The organism is Rhizobium sp. ARZ01 (genome assembly GCF_014851675.1).
Taxonomy (GTDB): domain Bacteria; phylum Pseudomonadota; class Alphaproteobacteria; order Rhizobiales; family Rhizobiaceae; genus Mycoplana.
Map to the genome: position 1 here is coordinate 64115 of NZ_JACVAE010000005.1, position 16777 is coordinate 80891.

At 60.4% G+C, this 16777-nt stretch carries 16 protein-coding genes and 1 pseudogene; 16 read left to right on the forward strand and 1 reads right to left on the reverse strand.

The window, feature by feature from the left end:
• Nucleotides 1-5 precede the first annotated feature (5 nt).
• The 16 genes and pseudogenes from IB238_RS22725 (at nucleotide 6) to IB238_RS22800 (ending at nucleotide 16472) form a co-directional block, all read left to right on the forward strand.
• Complete coding sequence (locus IB238_RS22725) at nucleotides 6-1811, forward strand: hydantoinase B/oxoprolinase family protein (RefSeq protein WP_192252693.1); 1806 nt, start codon at nucleotides 6-8, stop codon at nucleotides 1809-1811.
• 290 nt (nucleotides 1812-2101) lie between these two features.
• Nucleotides 2102-2698 carry an XRE family transcriptional regulator gene (locus IB238_RS22735; RefSeq protein WP_192252697.1) on the forward strand — a complete coding sequence of 199 codons (597 nt, stop codon included), beginning with the start codon at nucleotides 2102-2104 and terminating at the stop codon, nucleotides 2696-2698.
• Between the two features lie 45 nt (nucleotides 2699-2743).
• Nucleotides 2744-3379, forward strand: a complete 636-nt coding sequence (locus IB238_RS22740; protein ID WP_192253391.1) for an isochorismatase family cysteine hydrolase — start codon at nucleotides 2744-2746, stop codon at nucleotides 3377-3379.
• A 54-nt stretch (nucleotides 3380-3433) separates the two neighbouring features.
• A complete protein-coding gene (locus IB238_RS22745) occupies nucleotides 3434-4390 on the forward strand; it encodes a BMP family protein (protein ID WP_192252699.1) in 957 nt (318 codons plus the stop codon).
• A gap of 1 nt (nucleotide 4391) precedes the next feature.
• Entirely contained in the window at nucleotides 4392-5966 is a 1575-nt protein-coding gene (locus IB238_RS22750; RefSeq protein WP_192252700.1) for an ABC transporter ATP-binding protein, read from the forward strand.
• Nucleotides 5963-6988 carry an ABC transporter permease gene (locus IB238_RS22755; protein ID WP_192252703.1) on the forward strand — a complete coding sequence of 342 codons (1026 nt, stop codon included), beginning with the start codon at nucleotides 5963-5965 and terminating at the stop codon, nucleotides 6986-6988. The genes IB238_RS22750 and IB238_RS22755 overlap by 4 nt, the downstream gene beginning before the upstream one ends.
• Nucleotides 6981-7910: an ABC transporter permease gene (locus IB238_RS22760; RefSeq protein ID WP_192252706.1), complete on the forward strand. Its 930-nt coding sequence runs from the start codon at nucleotides 6981-6983 to the stop codon at nucleotides 7908-7910. Before IB238_RS22755 ends, IB238_RS22760 begins: the two co-directional genes overlap by 8 nt.
• A gap of 294 nt (nucleotides 7911-8204) precedes the next feature.
• Nucleotides 8205-9776: a Re/Si-specific NAD(P)(+) transhydrogenase subunit alpha gene (locus tag IB238_RS22765; protein ID WP_192252709.1), complete on the forward strand. Its 1572-nt coding sequence runs from the start codon at nucleotides 8205-8207 to the stop codon at nucleotides 9774-9776.
• Nucleotides 9777-9795: 19 nt separating this feature from the next.
• Nucleotides 9796-11232: an NAD(P)(+) transhydrogenase (Re/Si-specific) subunit beta gene (locus tag IB238_RS22770; protein WP_192252712.1), complete on the forward strand. Its 1437-nt coding sequence runs from the start codon at nucleotides 9796-9798 to the stop codon at nucleotides 11230-11232.
• A 565-nt stretch (nucleotides 11233-11797) separates the two neighbouring features.
• Nucleotides 11798-11974 carry a hypothetical protein gene (locus IB238_RS22775; RefSeq protein ID WP_192252715.1) on the forward strand — a complete coding sequence of 59 codons (177 nt, stop codon included), beginning with the start codon at nucleotides 11798-11800 and terminating at the stop codon, nucleotides 11972-11974.
• Nucleotides 11975-12363: 389 nt separating this feature from the next.
• The gene (locus tag IB238_RS24755) at nucleotides 12364-12786 is read left to right on the forward strand and encodes a DUF3991 domain-containing protein (protein WP_246723799.1); all 423 of its coding nucleotides are present in this window, start codon (nucleotides 12364-12366) and stop codon (nucleotides 12784-12786) included.
• Nucleotides 12783-13184: a toprim domain-containing protein gene (locus IB238_RS24760; RefSeq protein ID WP_246723800.1), complete on the forward strand. Its 402-nt coding sequence runs from the start codon at nucleotides 12783-12785 to the stop codon at nucleotides 13182-13184. Before IB238_RS24755 ends, IB238_RS24760 begins: the two co-directional genes overlap by 4 nt.
• A gap of 72 nt (nucleotides 13185-13256) precedes the next feature.
• Nucleotides 13257-13827 (forward strand): annotated as a pseudogene (locus tag IB238_RS22785) (DUF1419 domain-containing protein); the annotation flags it as partial.
• Between the two features lie 161 nt (nucleotides 13828-13988).
• Nucleotides 13989-14132 (forward strand): hypothetical protein, encoded by a 144-nt coding sequence (locus IB238_RS24765; protein WP_246723827.1) that lies wholly within the window; start codon nucleotides 13989-13991, stop codon nucleotides 14130-14132.
• A 557-nt stretch (nucleotides 14133-14689) separates the two neighbouring features.
• Entirely contained in the window at nucleotides 14690-15277 is a 588-nt protein-coding gene (locus IB238_RS22795) for a hypothetical protein (protein ID WP_192253394.1), read from the forward strand.
• Between the two features lie 271 nt (nucleotides 15278-15548).
• A complete protein-coding gene (locus tag IB238_RS22800; protein ID WP_192252718.1) occupies nucleotides 15549-16472 on the forward strand; it encodes a zincin-like metallopeptidase domain-containing protein in 924 nt (307 codons plus the stop codon).
• A 10-nt stretch (nucleotides 16473-16482) separates the two neighbouring features.
• Here IB238_RS22800 and IB238_RS22805 read toward each other — a convergent pair whose 3' ends face one another.
• Entirely contained in the window at nucleotides 16483-16656 is a 174-nt protein-coding gene (locus IB238_RS22805; RefSeq protein WP_192252720.1) for a hypothetical protein, read from the reverse strand.
• Nucleotides 16657-16777: the final 121 nt, after the last annotated feature.

The window sequence follows — 16777 nt, forward strand, 5'->3', positions numbered from 1 at the left end:
ATCTGATGGATCCGATGACATTTTCCATTATCCGCCATCGTCTATTCCGTATCATCGACGAGGCCGTGATCACGCTTAAGCATGTGTCGGGGAGCGCCATCACCAATGAAGGCCACGATCTCATGGTCTCGCTCTACGGAGCAGACGGGTCGTTGCTGATGGGCGGCGTCGGCTTCCTGCATCACCTCACGAGTGCTGCCGAGGCCTGCAAAGCCATCATCCGGAGATTCGAGGGTCGCATTCGCGAAGGCGACGTCTTCCTTCTCAACGACCCCTACACCGCGGCATTGCATACCTCCGACATTTATCTGGTGGCTCCGATCCATTACGGGGGCAAGCTCGTTGCGTGGAGCGCATGCTTCGTTCACGTTTATGACATTGGGGCCATGAACCCGGGTGGCTTCAGTCCGCAGTCTACTGATATCTTTACCGAGGGCTTCTCCTCTCCGGGCATCAAGATCGTCGACCAGGGCGAGATGGTGCAGGACGTCGTGGACACCATGCTGAACATGGTTCGTTCGCCCGAGATGGTCATGCTGGATCTTCGTTCCATGATCGCCTGCAACAATGTCGCGCGCGAGAGAACGCAGGCGCTGATCGCAAAGTACGGCGTCGAGACGGTCGAATCTGCGGGCAACGAGCTAATTCGACAGTCCGAGATGCTTTTCCGTCAACGGCTGCAGGAACTGCCAGACGGCTCCTGGCAATCGCGACAGTATCTCGATGTTGAAGGGGAAACGGCCACCGTCCGCCTGACGATGACGAAAACCGGTGACCGGCTCACTTTCGATTTTTCGGGATCGAGCCCACAAAGCCGACATGCGATCAATTGCACCAAGTGGGCCGCGCTGGGCGGATTGTTCGCGCCGCTGTTTCCCCTGTTATGCTACGACATCACCTGGAACGAAGGCATTATTCGTCTCGTCGAAATGATTGCGCCGGAGGGTACAATCGTCAATTGCACACGGCCCGCGCCCGTGTCAGTGGCGACGGTCGGCGCAATTCAGTCCGTGAACAATGCTGCCTGCGCCACGATCGGGAAAATGCTGGCTGCCAGCGACAAGTTCCGTGAGCAGGCTACAGCTGTTTGGCACGCAAATCACTTCGCCATCTTCAAGTTCGGCCGGAACCAGAAAGGCACTATGTCGATCGGTATTCTTACCGAGACCTTCGCCGGTGCGGGCGGTGCGCGCTCCTTCGCGGACGGGGTGGAAATTGGCGGAGAAGTACCGAATCCCATCTCGCGAATGGCCAATGTCGAAACGATCGAGGCGAGTTTTCCGATCCGGTATCTGTTTCGGAAGCGAAAGGAAGACTCCGGCGGGCCGGGCCTTTGGCGTGGCGGTACCGGGGGAGAGCTTGCCATCGTCCCCCACAAAGCACCCGATGGCGGCCTTCACTATGTTATCTCCGGTAAAGGCTCGAGGCATCCCATGAGCGACGGTCTGGCCGGTGGTTATCCCGGCGCGCCCAATAGCTATCAATGGGCGAAGAAGGATGAAACGCAAAAGGACGGTGACGATTCTCGATTGCCGGGAGCCGCACAGTCAGTTTCCTGGGGCGTCTATCCATTGATGGGTGAGGACGCACTGTATGTGCGTTGGAACGGCGGCGGAGGCTATGGCGATCCGCTTGAACGGGAGCCTGGCCATGTGAGCCGCGACGTTGCCGAGGGCTTGGTCAGTGTTACCGCAGCCCGCGAAATCTACGGTGTCGCACTGAATGACACTCGCAAGCTCGACCCGGATGCGACCGCAGCACTGCGGCGCGAAATGAAGGCAAGGCGAATTGGGAAGGAGTTGGTTCGATGAGTGACGTACGTTCGTGGTCTCCTACCCTTGTCAGCAAGACGGGCGACGGTGGACAGAGATATATCGCTTGCCGCCAGTGCGGCACTGCAATTTGTCCGACGAGCGCTGAGTGGAAGGCGCACGCCGTGCTCTCGGAAGAGCCATTGGCTCGATCCGGAGCGGCGTTCTCAGGCGTGAGCGAGGTTCTGCAGCTGCGGCGCTTCTTCTGCGCGTCTTGCGGGACGACCCTCGACACCGAGATGGCGATGCCAGGAGAGCCCTTCCTCGTTGACAGGATCATGGAGTGACGGATGTCGTTCGCGCGGCGAGAGGCGATGGATCAGGCGGCCCTGGAAAGCCTGGGCTTCCAACTGCGCCAGCTTCGCAAGGCGAAGGCCTTCAGCATAGCCCAACTCGCCGTCGCCGCCGACGTGCCCGTCAGCACGATAAGCAAGATCGAGAATGGTGTGCTGAAGCCGAGTCTTGTGAATGCGATCAACCTTGCGACGGCGCTGGATTCAAACCTCGGCTTCCTCGTCGACCAAACGCGCAAACAAACCGCACGGTATTCGATTGTACGAAAGTCTCAGCGAAGCCGACGCGAGTTTTCCGAAATGTCCATGGTTCTGGAAGACATGAATGTTGGCTTCGTTCCGGGCCTGTTGGAGGCGCGGGTGGGCACGCTCAGTCCGGCTGCTCATTCAGGATCCGAGCATATGACGCATCCCGGGGAGGAGTTCACTCACGTTCTCTCCGGTCAAATTCTCTACGATATCGATGGGGTGCATTACAGGCTGTCCAAGGGCGACAGCCTGCATTTCAAGTCGGATACACCGCATCGCTGGGTCAACGATACTGAAAGGCCTGCCACGATCCTCTGGGTCTTCTCCGATGGGCTTTCATTCTAGGAAGGAATAGACAATATGATTAGCCAGCACATTATCGACCGAGTCATGGCGAGACGGGGCAAGCTGCACCTGTTCGACAGTATCGATGCCAAGCGCACGGCGCTTGTGATTATCGATATGCAGAAGACATTTTGCGAGCCCGGTGCCCCGGCTGAAGTACCCTCGTCCCGCTCAATCATCGAGCCTATCAATCGTCTTGCGGCGGCGTTGCGCAAGGCGGGTGGCAAGGTCATCTGGTGCACGCATGCAAATGTCGGTGTGGATGACAGCAGCGACTGGCGCAATTTCTTCGACAATTTCGTGTCCGACAACGTCCGTTCACGGACGATCGAAAGTCTGTCGCCGGGCGGTTCGGGTCAGGAAATCTGGCATGAGCTCGACGTCGACGATAGCGACATCAAGCTTTTCAAGAATCGTTACAGTGCGTTGATCTCTGGATCGTCCCAGCTGGAGCGCGTACTCAGAAGTCTGGACATCGATACGCTGCTCATCTGCGGTACCAAGACCAACATCTGCTGCGAATCCACTGCGCGCGACGCCATGATGTTGGATTTCAAGGTCGTCATGGTCTCCGACGGAACTGCTGCCCTGTCTGACCAAGAACATCGCGTCGCCTTGGAGAACACCATCCAGCAATTTGGTGATGTCCTCAGCGTCGATGAAATCACGGAGCGTTTCTGACAAGCAGTGTAGCGCTCCAAAAACATAAAAATGCGCTAACACAGGGGAACTGATATGAAAAAGCTGCTTTCCATGTTTGTGGTGGCGTCAATGGCTTTTGCCGTTGGCGCCCACGCAGAAACGAAGCGTATTGCTCTTGTCCTGCCGGGTCCGATTACTGACGGCACCTTCAACTCGGCTGCCAACAAGGGCATCGAGGCTGCAAAAAAGAAATATGACATCGAAGTCGCTGTCCGGGAGAACACCGACTTTGCGCAGATGGAAGAGGTATTGCGATCCTATGCGGACGATGACTACGACATGGTCATCGCCCATGGTTTCCAGTTTGGCGAGGCAGTCCTTGCCGTTCACAACGACTATCCGGAAACATTCTTCGTCGTTAATACAGCCCAGGTTTCGGCGGCACCGAACGTCGCATCGTTCGACAATCGCTGGGGCGATGCCGGTTATATCGCGGGTGCCGTAGCAGCCCTTTATTCGAAAAGCGGGAAGATCGGAACGATCGGTGCGATTGCCGTACCTGTCATCGAGCAATACAATCTCGGTTTCGAGCGCGGTGCCAAGCACATGAAGCCTGAAACCAAGGTGCTTTCCGCCTATGTCGGTTCATTCACTGACGTCGCGCGTGGGGCCGAAATTACGACATCCCTGATAGAGCAGGGAGCCGACGTCGTGACTTCTACGGGCAACGAGAACGTCATGGGCACGATACAGGCTGCCCAGAAGGCAAAGGTCAAGGCAATCGGCAGTGCGTTCGATAGCTACCAGATGGCACCCGACACGATCATCACGACCGCGCTGATCAATATGGATGTAAACATTGATCTTGCGATTGGCCGTTTCATAGAGGGCAAGCTCAAGCCCGAGTCTTATGTGCTCGGGCTGAATGATGGCGGCATTGGCCTGGCACCACTGCGCGAATTCGAAAACCAGATCTCCGCTGAGGACAAGGCTCGCATCGATGCTCTCATTGCGGATATCGCGGTCGGTCGTATCAAGGACTTGCCCTGACTTGTCGAACATCGATACTGGTTCCACAGTGCGGAGCTTCGTTGCCCTCAAGGGAGTCACGAAGCGCTTCGGACCCGTCGTCGCCAACCGGTCCGTGGATATCGATGTTGCCACCGGTGAAGTTCTCGCCCTCGTTGGCGAGAATGGCGCGGGCAAATCGACAATCGTGAATATGCTCGCCGGTCTGTTGAGGCCGGACGAGGGGTCGATTTCCGTCAACGGACAGGAAACAAATCTGACGAGCCCCACAGCTTCCATTGCTGCTGGCATCGGCGTTGTTCATCAGCACTACGTGCTGGTGCCGACGCTATCAGCGCTCGAGAACATTGCGCTCCAGATGACCGAGTATGGTCTAGGTCGCATTGATCGAAACGGGCTTGCCACGGCCGTCCTCCGCGTATCGACTTCGCTCGGCTTCGCGTTCGACCTCGACGCCAAAGTAGAAGACATGGACGTGGCGCATCAACAGCGCATCGAGATCGTCAAAGCATTGATGCGTGAGGTCCGGCTCCTGATACTGGATGAGCCAACAGCCGTCCTCGGAGCCAACGATCGAGAGAAGCTTTTTGAGACAATAGGGCGACTGAAGGCACGCGGAACGTCCGTTATCCTTATCACCCACAAGCTTGATGATATTTTCCAGGCCGCGGACAGGGTGGTGGTCCTTAAAGCAGGCGCGGTCTCTCTCTCATGCTCGGTGTCCGATACGGATCCGAAAGGTATCATAAGAGCTATGGTTGGTGATGTCGGCAATAACGCGATTGCCGACATTGTCGATGGTGGAGGCACGCTTGTTGTCGAGCGTCAGGCCAAGGAGGCGTGTTGCTCCGTCAAAGCGGCCTCGCTGCTGCGGGCAAATGGCTCGCTTGCGGTGAGCGACCTGTCGCTCGATGTCCACTTTGGTGAGATCCTGGCAGTGGCTGGTGTTGACGGGAATGGCCAGAGTGAGTTCGTGCGCTGCCTGGCAGGGCTAGCGAGGCCATTCTCGGGGCATGTTGACTGCCTGGGAGTTTCGTCGAGCTCAACTGGCTGGAACACTGCATTTCTCAGGAGCGTCGGCGTCAGCCATATTCCAGAAGACCGTCGCAGATCAGGTATTGTCGGAGCGATGTCGCTCGCGGACAATTATCTCTTAGGCCATCTTCATAATCCCGAGTTTGTTCGACATGGTTTTATTGATCGGCGAAAGCTGGGCGTCGTTACGACGCAAATGCTCAAGGACTATGAAGTTCGCGCCAGAGGACCTTCTGACCCAATAGCGAACCTGTCTGGCGGCAACCAACAAAAGTTGGTCCTGGCGCGCGAGCTTGCCGGAGAGCCGAAGCTCATACTGGCTGCCCATCCCTCTCGTGGACTTGACATCAAGACAATCCGGTTCGTGCACAAGCTACTTGCTGACGCGCGTGCGGAAGGCAAAGCGGTGATTTTCCAGTCGTCGGATATCGATGAAATCCTCACTCTTGCGGACAGGATCCTTGTCTTTGCCGGCGGTCGTGCTTTCGGGCCTGTCGATTGTCGAGGGCTCAGCCGCAAGCAGGTGGGAGCCTGGATTGCCGGGCAGGAGGATCTGCCATGACGGGGGCCAGTTCAAATGTTCGCGCGGCCGGGGCAATCGTTTCTCTTGTTGCTTTGGTCGTTGCGGCCATCGCCATTACCGACGCCGATCCCTTGTCTGTCATGACCGAAGTGGTGCAACGTGCGCTTTTCACGCGGGCGGGCTTTCTGGAAGCATTGCTGCGCGCAATACCCTTGACGATCATGGGCCTGGGTGTCGCTCTCGCGTTCCGGGCGAAGGTCTTTAATATCGGTATGGACGGCCAGTTGATTGCTGGGAGTGTGCTGGCCGTACTTGTGGCGCCCTTTCTGCCCTTAGGGCCGATTGGCCTGTTTCTACTTATTCTAGTCGGCATGATTGGCGGCGGTATCTGGGGTAGAATCGCGGGTGAGCTGAAATCGCGATGCGGAGGCAATGAAATCATCGCGACAATCATGCTGAACTATGTCGCGATCCAGATCCTATCCTGGTTGGTGAGAGGGCCCTTGCAGGAAGCGGCAAAGATCATCCCACGAACTGATTTGATCGATGCTGCATTTCGGCTGCCAGTACTTCTGCCGGGGACGAGACTCCACGCCGGTCTGATCATTGCGCTTCTGTCTGTCGCGATCATCGCGGCGTTCATGTCGAAGACGCGTTTCGGTTTCAAGCTGTCGGTGGTCGGCTCCAGCAGTTCCGTTGCTCAGTATGCAGGGATCCGGCCAGGCTCGGTAGCGAGCCTCGCCCTGTTGCTGTCAGGTGCCATGGCGGGCCTTGCAGGCATAGTCGAAGTTTCGGGTCTCTACGGCCGCCTGCAGGAGGGCTTTGCGCCCGGCTTCGGAATTGCTGCGATTGCAGTCGCGCTGGTGGCTCGACTGAATCCCCTGCTGATCCCGTTTTCGGCCTTCGGCTTCTCGCTTCTCTATGCCGGTCTGGGATCTCTCGCGCGCAAAGGTACAGTACCGTTCCCCATTATCAACATCATCGAGGCCGCGATTATCCTTATCTTCCTTGCCTCCTCTGTCATGTCTACGCGCGCCAAGGAGGTGAACGGGCATGGATGAAATCTTGCTGGTCAGTTCACTGCTTGCGGCTGGTATCCGGTTGGCTGTGCCGATTGCGTTCGCGTCTATAGGCGAGACCATCTCGCAGCGGGCAGGCGTGATTAATGTCGGCATCGAAGGCATCATGCTGGTGGGTGCCTTCGTCGCGGTGTGGCTGACGGTGATATCAGGAAATGCGTGGATAGGGTTGTTCGCCGCTGTCGTGGCCGGCATGGTCATGGCCGCGATCCACGCCTATTTTGCAGTCATACTCAAGGTCGAACAGATTGTTGCCGGTATAGCTCTGCTGTTTTTTGGGCTGGGTATTTCCGGGTACGGATTTCGTCTGACAATAGGCGCTTGGGGTACAGCTGTGCCAGTACCGGGGTTCGAGCAGTTGAATGTCCTGGGGATGGCGAACGTCCCCGTCGTAGGACCAATCCTGTTCGGGCAACATGCGCTCGTCTATGTGATGGTTGGACTTACGGTCCTCATTGCCTGGATGCTGCGTGCAACACGGCTCGGCCTTATCATCAAGGGGGCCGGAGACTATCCGAACGCCATCGATGCTGTCGGGATCAATGTGGATAGAACACGGATAATCTGCACTGTGGCAAGTGGCGCTTTTGCCGCTGTCGGAGGCGCATTCCTCTCCACGGCGCATCTTTGGGGCTTTGTCGAGGGGATGACGGCGGGGCGAGGCTTCCTAGCAATAGCGTGCGTGGTCTTCGGCAGGTGGAATCCGGTGTTGGGAGTGATCATTGCGCTGATCTTTGGTATCGCCGATGCCGCACAGATCAGGTTGCAATCCTACTTTCCAGGTATTCCCTACCAGTTCTTCGTCATCGTTCCCTATTTGGTAGCCATTCTATCGATCGCCATCGGATCGAGACGTGCGAGGACACCGGCTGCATTGGGTGTCCCGTTCCGCAAGGCGGTTTGAGAATTGAAGTGGATGTCGACCAATAGGCTCGTGTCGGTGTTGCACCATGCAGCTTCGAGAAGGCGGCGTGGTTCAACAACGATCTGCCTTGGCCACCTGCATTCATGTGCCCTCGTGATCAGAACGCCAGCATTCCGATGCTCTGCCTTGCAGGCCCTTCTCGTGCCCCAGCGGGGCGAGAGCACATGACCTGCGGCAGCCGCTTGGAGCGGCGCCGATCGGGTCATCCCTGAAGACACTGAGGACGGACTGCAGGCCAGGTAGGACCTGCGGTGCCATGAAAGGACAAAGACATTGAGGATCGGGACACCGAGGGAAATCTTTGCCGGCGAGGCGCGTGTTGCAATGACGCCGGACTCGGCGCTGCAATTGCAGAAGCTTGGGCATGAGTGCGTGATCGAGGCCGGGGCGGGCCGGTCGGCGGGCTTTTCCGACGACGCCTATCGCGCCGCCGGCGTGACGGTCGTCGATGATGCGAGCGCGCTCTTCGCCATTGCCGATGTGGTCACCAAGGTGCGGCCGCCGGCGCCGTCCGAGATTGCGCGCCTATTGTCTGGCCAAACGCTGATCTCCTTCTTTTATTCGGCCCAGAACGGAGAGCTCTTGGCGCGCGCTCGCGTCAGCGGGGCAACCGTCATCGCCATGGACATGGTGCCGCGCATTTCCCGCGCCCAGAAGATGGACGCGCTGTCGTCGATGGCCAACATCGCCGGCTACCGCGCCGTCATCGAGGCCGGCAACAATTTTGGTCGCTTCTTCACCGGCCAGGTGACCGCCGCCGGCAAGATCCCGCCGGCCAAGGTGCTGGTGATCGGCGCGGGTGTCGCCGGTCTGGCGGCGATCGGCACCAGCGTCTCGCTCGGCGCCATCACCTATGCCTTTGACGTGCGCCCGGAAGTGGCCGAGCAGATCGAATCGATGGGCGCCGAGTTTGTCTTCCTCGACTTCGCCGAGCAGCAGGATGGCGCGGCCACCGGCGGCTATGCCGCCCCGTCCTCGCCGGAGTTTCGTGAAAAGCAGCTCGCCAAGTTCCGCGAACTCGCACCTGAGATCGACATCGTCATCACGACGGCGCTGATCCCGGGCCGCGATGCGCCAAAGCTGTGGCTTGCCGACATGGTGGCGGCGATGAAGCCCGGCTCGGTGGTCGTCGACCTCGCCGCCGAGCGCGGCGGCAACTGCGAGCTGACGGTGGCCGACCAGAAGGTGGTCTCGGACAACGGTGTCACCGTCGTCGGCTACACCGATTTCCCGAGCCGCATGGCCGCTCAGGCCTCAATGCTCTATGCCAACAACATCCGCCACATGCTGGCCGACCTGACGCCGGGCAAGGACGGCGTCATCGTGCACAACATGGAGGACGACGTCATCCGCGGCGCGACGGTGGCCCATAAGGGCGCGATCACCTATCCGCCGCCGCCGCCGAAGGTCCAGGCGATCGCCGCGCAGAAGCCGCAAGAAAAGGCCAAGGAGCTTACTCCGGAGGAGAAGCGCGCGCAGGAACTGGCCGCCTTCAAGGCGCAGACGAAGAACCAGGTCGGCCTTTTGGCCGTCGGCACGGCGCTGCTGCTTCTCGTCGGCGCCTATGCGCCGGCGAGCTTCATGAGCCATTTCGTCGTCTTCATGCTCGCCTGCTTCGTCGGCTTCCAGGTGATTTGGAACGTCTCGCATTCGCTGCACACGCCGCTGATGGCGGTGACGAACGCCATTTCCGGCATCGTCATCCTCGGTGCGCTCCTGCAGATCGGCTCCGGCAACCGGCTGGTCGTGCTCTTGGCGTCGCTGTCGGTGCTGATCGCCACGATCAACATCGTCGGCGGGTTCTTGGTGACGCGACGCATGCTCGCCATGTTCCAGAAGTCGTGATCGGGGAGGGGAAAACATCATGACGATCGGTATCGTTTCGGCTGCCTATCTGGCAGCAGCAGTTCTGTTCATCCTCTCTCTCGGCGGCTTGTCCGGCCAGGAGAGCGCCAAGCGCGCCGTCTGGTATGGCATAACAGGCATGGCGCTGGCGGTTGTCGCCACCGTGTTCGGCCCCGGCGTCGGCCATCGGGGTATCATCGTCTTGATGATCGCCGGCGGTTCGCTGATGGGCTACTACGTCGCTGCCCGCGTGCAGATGACAGAAATGCCGCAGCTGGTGGCGGCGCTCCACTCCTTCGTCGGTTTGGCCGCCGTCTTCATCGGTTTCAACGCCGAGCTGGAACTCGGCACCGTGCTGGAGCTCAAGGCCGCCGGTGGCGACCTTAGCAAACTCGCCGGGTTTGCCGAGAAGCTCGCCCCAAAGGATGCGGTCGAGATTGCCATACTTAAGGTCGAGGTGTTCCTTGGCGTCTTCATCGGCGCGGTGACCTTCACCGGTTCGGTGATCGCCTTTTGCAAGCTCGCCGGCAAGGTCGACGGCAAGGCGAGGAAGTTGCCCGGCGGGCATCTTCTCAATGCCACAGCCGCGCTTGCCTCGCTGGTTCTCCTGGTGGTGTTCTGCAACGGCGCCGCGATATGGGCGTTGGTTCTCATGACGCTGCTCGCCTTCTTCATCGGCTACCACCTGATTATGGGTATCGGCGGCGCCGACATGCCCGTCGTCGTCTCGATGCTCAACAGCTATTCCGGCTGGGCGGCGGCGGCGATCGGCTTCACGCTCGGCAACGATCTTTTGATCGTCACCGGCGCGCTGGTCGGCTCGTCGGGTGCGATCCTCTCCTACATCATGTGCAAGGCGATGAACCGCTCGTTCATCTCGGTCATCCTCGGCGGCTTCGGCGGCACAACCGGCCCATCGATGGAGATCGTCGGCGAGCAGATCGCGATCGACGCCGACGGCGTCGCTTCCGCCCTCAACGAGGCCGACAGCGTCGTCATCGTGCCGGGCTACGGCATGGCTGTGGCGCAGGCTCAACAGGCCGTTTCCGAACTCACGCGCAAGCTGCGTGCGTCCGGCAAGACTGTCCGCTTCGCCATCCACCCGGTGGCCGGCCGGCTTCCGGGGCACATGAACGTGCTGCTCGCTGAGGCCAAAGTGCCCTATGACATTGTCTTGGAAATGGACGAGATCAACGAGGACTTCCCGACGACCGACGTCGTCATCGTCATCGGCTCGAACGACATCGTCAACCCGGCCGCCCAGGAAGACCCGAACTCGCCGATCGCCGGCATGCCGGTGCTTGAGGTGTGGAAGGCCAAGCAGGTGTTCGTCTCCAAGCGTGGCCAGGGCACCGGCTATTCCGGCATCGAGAACCCGCTGTTCTACAAGGACAACACCCGCATGTTCTACGGTGACGCCCGCGAGTCGATCAGCAAGCTTCTACCCGCTGTTTGAACCACTGCGCCACCCGCGCACCGCAAACAGCCGACGAATTCCTGCTTTCGCGCGGAAAATCTACCAGACCTGCGTCCCCGGCTAAGATAGCAATCTTGGCCGGGGACGCAGGTCTGCGCGCCGTTCGAAAGGAGCTCAGCGCGATCGACAGTCCGACGCCCTATCCCAGGTTAACGTGACTGGCCAACGCAATGTGCGTTTCTCAGCGCTCAAGAGTTCCATAATTTGTCTTACGCAATTTTTCTTATCATATTGAAAAACACGGAGAAATAGCCTTCTCAGTGTTGCGATTTGAGGCGTGGCTCCTGCGCGTCGAGGCCAGTGCAAGACGGGCTTTGACTAGACGCCGGCAATCGAGCGCCAAGACTGTACACCGAAAGCAACCCAATCCCGCTGTTGGTGATGGCGTCCTGGATCAGGCCCGGATCTCCGTCGATCAACCCTCAAGGGGTCGGCTAGCAAGCTGCCGCCGCTGCGACTTCGTCTTCGCGGTGATCGCGACCGTCCCTGTTCCTTTGAGGAGCCATCAGCGGGAATTGGCCCGCTTCCGATGGAGCACCCAAACATGGCACACGATCTTTCCCTCGCTCAGTCGCATGCCTTCCACCTCTGCAAGGACCTGATGGTCCCCATCACACTTTTCAAATCCGGCGATGAATTCGGCGTCCTTCCGTCCGACGAACTCGATGACGAAGACGATCTTGAGATCGTGCATGAGTATTTCCCGCGCGGGTCTCATTGAGACCCGCTTGTCCCTGCCGCTGGCGACCTGTCGGCCGCAAGAGAAGCTACGCCGCAGCACTCAGCTGCAACTTTTGTCAGTTGCGTGCAGCGCCCTTGCACCTTCCGCTCTTCGCGGCGGGCTGATTTTGGCCCGCGACTTGCGGGAAGGAAGAAGGGACGGCCGCGCTGCGGCCGAAGAGAAAATGAAGCGAGAAGATATAGAGGCGCTGCGCGCAAAGGTGTTGCGAGGCCCTGCTGGAACGGGCTGGCTATGAGATCGATCTCAAGGAAAGCACACGCCGTGCCGTTAAATACCGGCAGGGCGGCAACATCATTATTGTCACGCATGCCGGGCGCGGATGGTTCGATCCGCTCAGCGACGACAAAGGAGATGTCTTCGGCCTTGCGATGTTTCTCGACAACATTCCTTTTCCGTCGGCGGCAGAAGCAGTCGCGTCGCTCGTCGGGTTTCAGCTGTCTCGGCCGGAGTGGAGGCCGTCGCGGTCCTCGGAGACGGGAGAAAACATCGGCGAGCGTTGGCGAGGCCGGCGCGTCCCCTCGCCCGGATCCGGTGCCTGGCGCTACCTCTGCCGGGTACGCTGGATTCCGACAGGCGTCGTCCGGCAGGCAATCCGAGAAGGTGTCCTCCGAGAAGGACCTTTCGGAAGCATGTGGGCGGCTCTTGTCGATAGCGACGGGCACGTCGTAGGTTGGGAGGAGCGCGGTCCCGACTGGCGCGGCTTTTCGACCAGAGGATCAAAGGTTCTGTCCGGTTCGGACCGAGCGATGCCACTCGCCTTTGCGTCACAGAAGCCGCGATCGACGCGATGAGCCTTGCAGCCATCGAAGGTTCGCGGGAGCACACGCTCTATCTCAGTACCGGCGGGGATTGGTCGCCGGCAACAGACGCAGCTCTTGGCGTACTGGCTGCGCGACCGGGGCTTAAGCTTGTCGCCGCCACCGATTCCAATTCTCAAGGGGAGGTCTACGCCGACCGGCTGCGCGCCATTGCGGAGAACGTCGGCAGTGACTGGCAGCGTCTCCGGCCGCCGGCAGACGACTGGAACGAGGCTCTCCAGAACAAGGAAAAGGAAAATCGGGAAAGAAGGACGAAGAGGGAAGAGAAGCGTGCCGCATGCGCGCCGGTCGCGTCAAGGGAGGCTTCGCCCGGCGTGCGCCGGCCCTTGACCCGGCCGGACACGAGGTCGGCAACGCGGAAGGGGCCATGAAGGACTGAAGAGGATGGTGAGGTCGTAACGACAGTACCGCCTTCGGTCCAAAACCCCGAAAGGATCGGGCTGATGACCTCGACAATCCTCCTCCGCAAAGTGTTCCAGGGCGTGGCCAAGCGCTCCGACATGTTCTGCATGTTCGACCGGCACGCGAAGCGCCCTGATCGCTTCGATGGCGACCAGTCGGCAATCTATGCCGGCGAGTGGTTCGAGATCGACGATCTCTCCTACACCTACATGCTCGACATCCTGCCGCCGCTGTGGATGCGCGACCGGCTCGGTGACCTCTGCTTTCTTCGCAATCCGGATCGATGAGGCTATCCGCTACTTCCACAGCTATTGCGACCTCTCAGATTCGCACTCTGTGGAAGCAATGCGCTCGACGATTGTCACGCGCGAAAGCCGACCGGTCCGGGCGATGACCCGCGAAGAACGGCTCGAGCATATCTGGAGCACGACCACCGACGACTACCGCGGCTATGCCGGTGAGCGCTGGCCAGCGCCGATGCAAGGCCATCGCACGGTCATGCTCTATGGCGGCCCGGAAGGCACGTTTCTGAAGCTGCTCGACACACTGACTGACGACGAGATCGCAGCCAAGTTGCCGGTGCATCTGCGCCACCTCCCCTCGCCGCTGGCTGAGTCGTCGGCGGCGGCCAAGGCCGTAATGGCGAAGAGCGCCGGTTCTTGGTGCCGAGCGACGAATACGCCGGCCGCGGCAGGTTCGGCTTCGTCATCGATCCGGCTCGTCTACGATGGGCCGTCCTCGTTCATCGGCTGGCGGAGCGGGGAAGATGGGACATGACAGTCGCCGGCGCCTCGCAGCCACTGATGAAGGCAGTCGGTGCTCGCCGTGAGATGCAGCACCATCTCGATTGTTTGACCCGGCAGATCGCGGCGCGCCGTAAGACAGGCGACGACGTTGAAGGTCCAGAGGCGAGCTAAGCGTCGGCTCAACGCCCGACCCAGCCATCAGAAGCTTGTCGAACGCCTCACCTTCGAGCGGTGGGGCGAACTCGACGCCATCGCAGGCAAGCTGGCGCGGCAAGATCAGGTCATCAATCAGCTCGGGGCATCACGATCATGCCCCTGAGCGCTTGCGGGCGGCATAAGGCGGACAGGATTCGAGGCGGCCGCGGAACTCGCCTTCTCCATTTCCGGTGTTGGCCACGGTGGCAGGCTTGGCCATGCCGGTATCCACTGGCTTCGGGCTGGTGTCGGACCGGGGCCGAACTGCCCTTCTTGTTCGCTGCGGTCTGAACCGTCGGCCGGTCGTTTCAAGGCCGCTGGCGCGCCGCGGCGCGGCCGGCCCAGCCTCTCTGCGCGAGGACAAGCCCGCGGTCTGCTCAGGTCGAAACCTGCTTGCCCGCAAGCCTGCCCTGCTTGTTCAGCCGAGGCGGACCTGTGAAGCCGCCCGTCCTTCGCCGGTTCTGGTCGTCCGCATCGAAGGACAGACCGGCACGGGGCCGGAACCGCTTCGGCAAGCCAGGAAAGGTACAGACATGGCCAAGCCCATCACCCCAAACCGCTCCAACGCCAGGCAGTCGCAGCTCCGCAAGGGGGCGACCCTCGAAATGGTCCGCCTCACCTGCCCTGATGCCACCCAGGCGCTCAAAATCGCCGAAAGCTTCGGCGCAGCGATCGTCGACAGCGATGGCATCCGTAGCCTGCATGAGCGGCTGATCGTCGAAACCGCCGACAGCCTTTCGGAAGGGCTCGGCGAGAAGGCCATGCAGATCCATTTGCAGCGCATCGTCGGGGCCTTCGTCGGATCGGCGCATGGTGCCGGGCAATTCTACTCCCGCGCCGTCACCGAGGCGCGTGACGCGACCGCGAAAGCGTCGAACGATGCCCGCGATGAGGATCTCGACGGTCCGGTCGGCTATGACGGCGCCGCCCAGCGCAAGCGAGAGTTCGCGGGCGACGTGGGGATCCAGTCCCACGCGCTGCGAATGGCAGCCGAGGGCGCGGTGGCCGCCTACGAACAGGTCGTTGGCGAAAGCTGGAAGCCCTTCGATCGCCCGGTCGAAAACCCTGGCGCCTCCCTCGATCGCAAGGCGGCAGAGGCACAGATGGCGGCCTTCGGGTGACCGCATCGGCGGGTCCAACCTCGCCTTCTTCTGCTCTTCACGGCTGGTGCCTCCGGGCGCCGGCCTTTTCTTATGTCGAAATGGAGATCCGGAGAGGCGCCTATCGCGGCCCGTCTCGGTCGACGGTCCTGTAGGAGCCGGGCGCCCATGCAACGGCTTCGCCGCCCTCCACGCTGTTGCGGCCGTTCCGGTGCATGGGCATCCGATCGGCCCCTGACATCGGACCGTGACGGACCGCGATAGGCGCGGTCGTGGAACGGAGAATGAAACTATGAGCAGGAAAACGGACACGGATCGCGCTGACATCTACACGCGGATCACCGATCTGATTGTCGAGGATCTCGAACAGGGTGTGCGCCCATGGACGAAACCATGGAGCGCCACCAATACTCATGGCCGCATCAGCCGGCCGTTGCGCCACAATGGCCTCCCGTACTCAGGCATGAATGTGCTGCTCCTCTGGTCGGAAGGCATGGCGCGTGGCTTTGCCTCGCCCATGTGGATGACCTTCAGGCAGGCTCTCGAACTTGGAGGTGCTGTGCGGAAGGGCGAGACCGGCTCGACCGTTGTCTTCGCCAGCCGCTTTACCAAGTCCGAGGCTGACGGAAACGGAAATGCAGTCGATCGGGAAATCCCGTTCCTGAAGGCGTATGCCGTGTTCAATATTGAGCAAATTGACGGACTGCCTGACAGTTACTATTGCCCGCCGGCCAAGGTGTTTGATCCGGTAGAGCGGATCGAGACTGCAGATCGATTCTTCCGCAATACCGGCGCCGTGATCCGGCATGGCGGCAACCAAGCCTATTACTCACCGGTCATGGACTACATCCAGATGCCGCCCTTCGAGGCGTTTCGCGATGCCGCCGGATATGCGGCGGTTCTCAGCCATGAGGCCACGCACTGGACAGCGGCTGAGCATCGCGTCGGGCGCGATCTAACTCGCTACGGCAAGGATCGAACGGAGCGTGCGCGCGAAGAGCTCATTGCCGAGCTCGGAAGCTGCTTTCTATGCGCCGACCTCGGCATCGCACCGGAGCTGGAGCCGCGCCCCGATCACGCTTGCTATCTGCAGTCGTGGCTATCCGTGCTCGCTAACGACAAGCGCGCGATCTTTCAGGCGGCCGCACATGCTCAACGCGCCGTCAGCTTCCTGCATTCACTGCAGCCGGGGGCGGAAGTGAAGGCAGCGGCCTGAAATTCACCACTTACAAGCGGTCGTCACCACCGGTGGCGGCTGCATGATCCATATCTCGCTGATCCCTGAGGCCTTGTGCGATGTCAGCGTCCAGCCTTCCCCAGATCGACGGTTTCTGGGCATCGGGTTTGGGTTTGCGGGACGGTTTGTGTTCGACGATGAACGGTTTGGTCTGCTGACGCATTGATCCTCCAGGCTGCGATTCGCGAGCGCAACGATATCGCAATGGGCAAGGTGGGCAAGCGGGCGAGACGAAGCGGAATCCTTGTCCCCGACTGATGGGCCTGATGACAACGGTCGTGGTG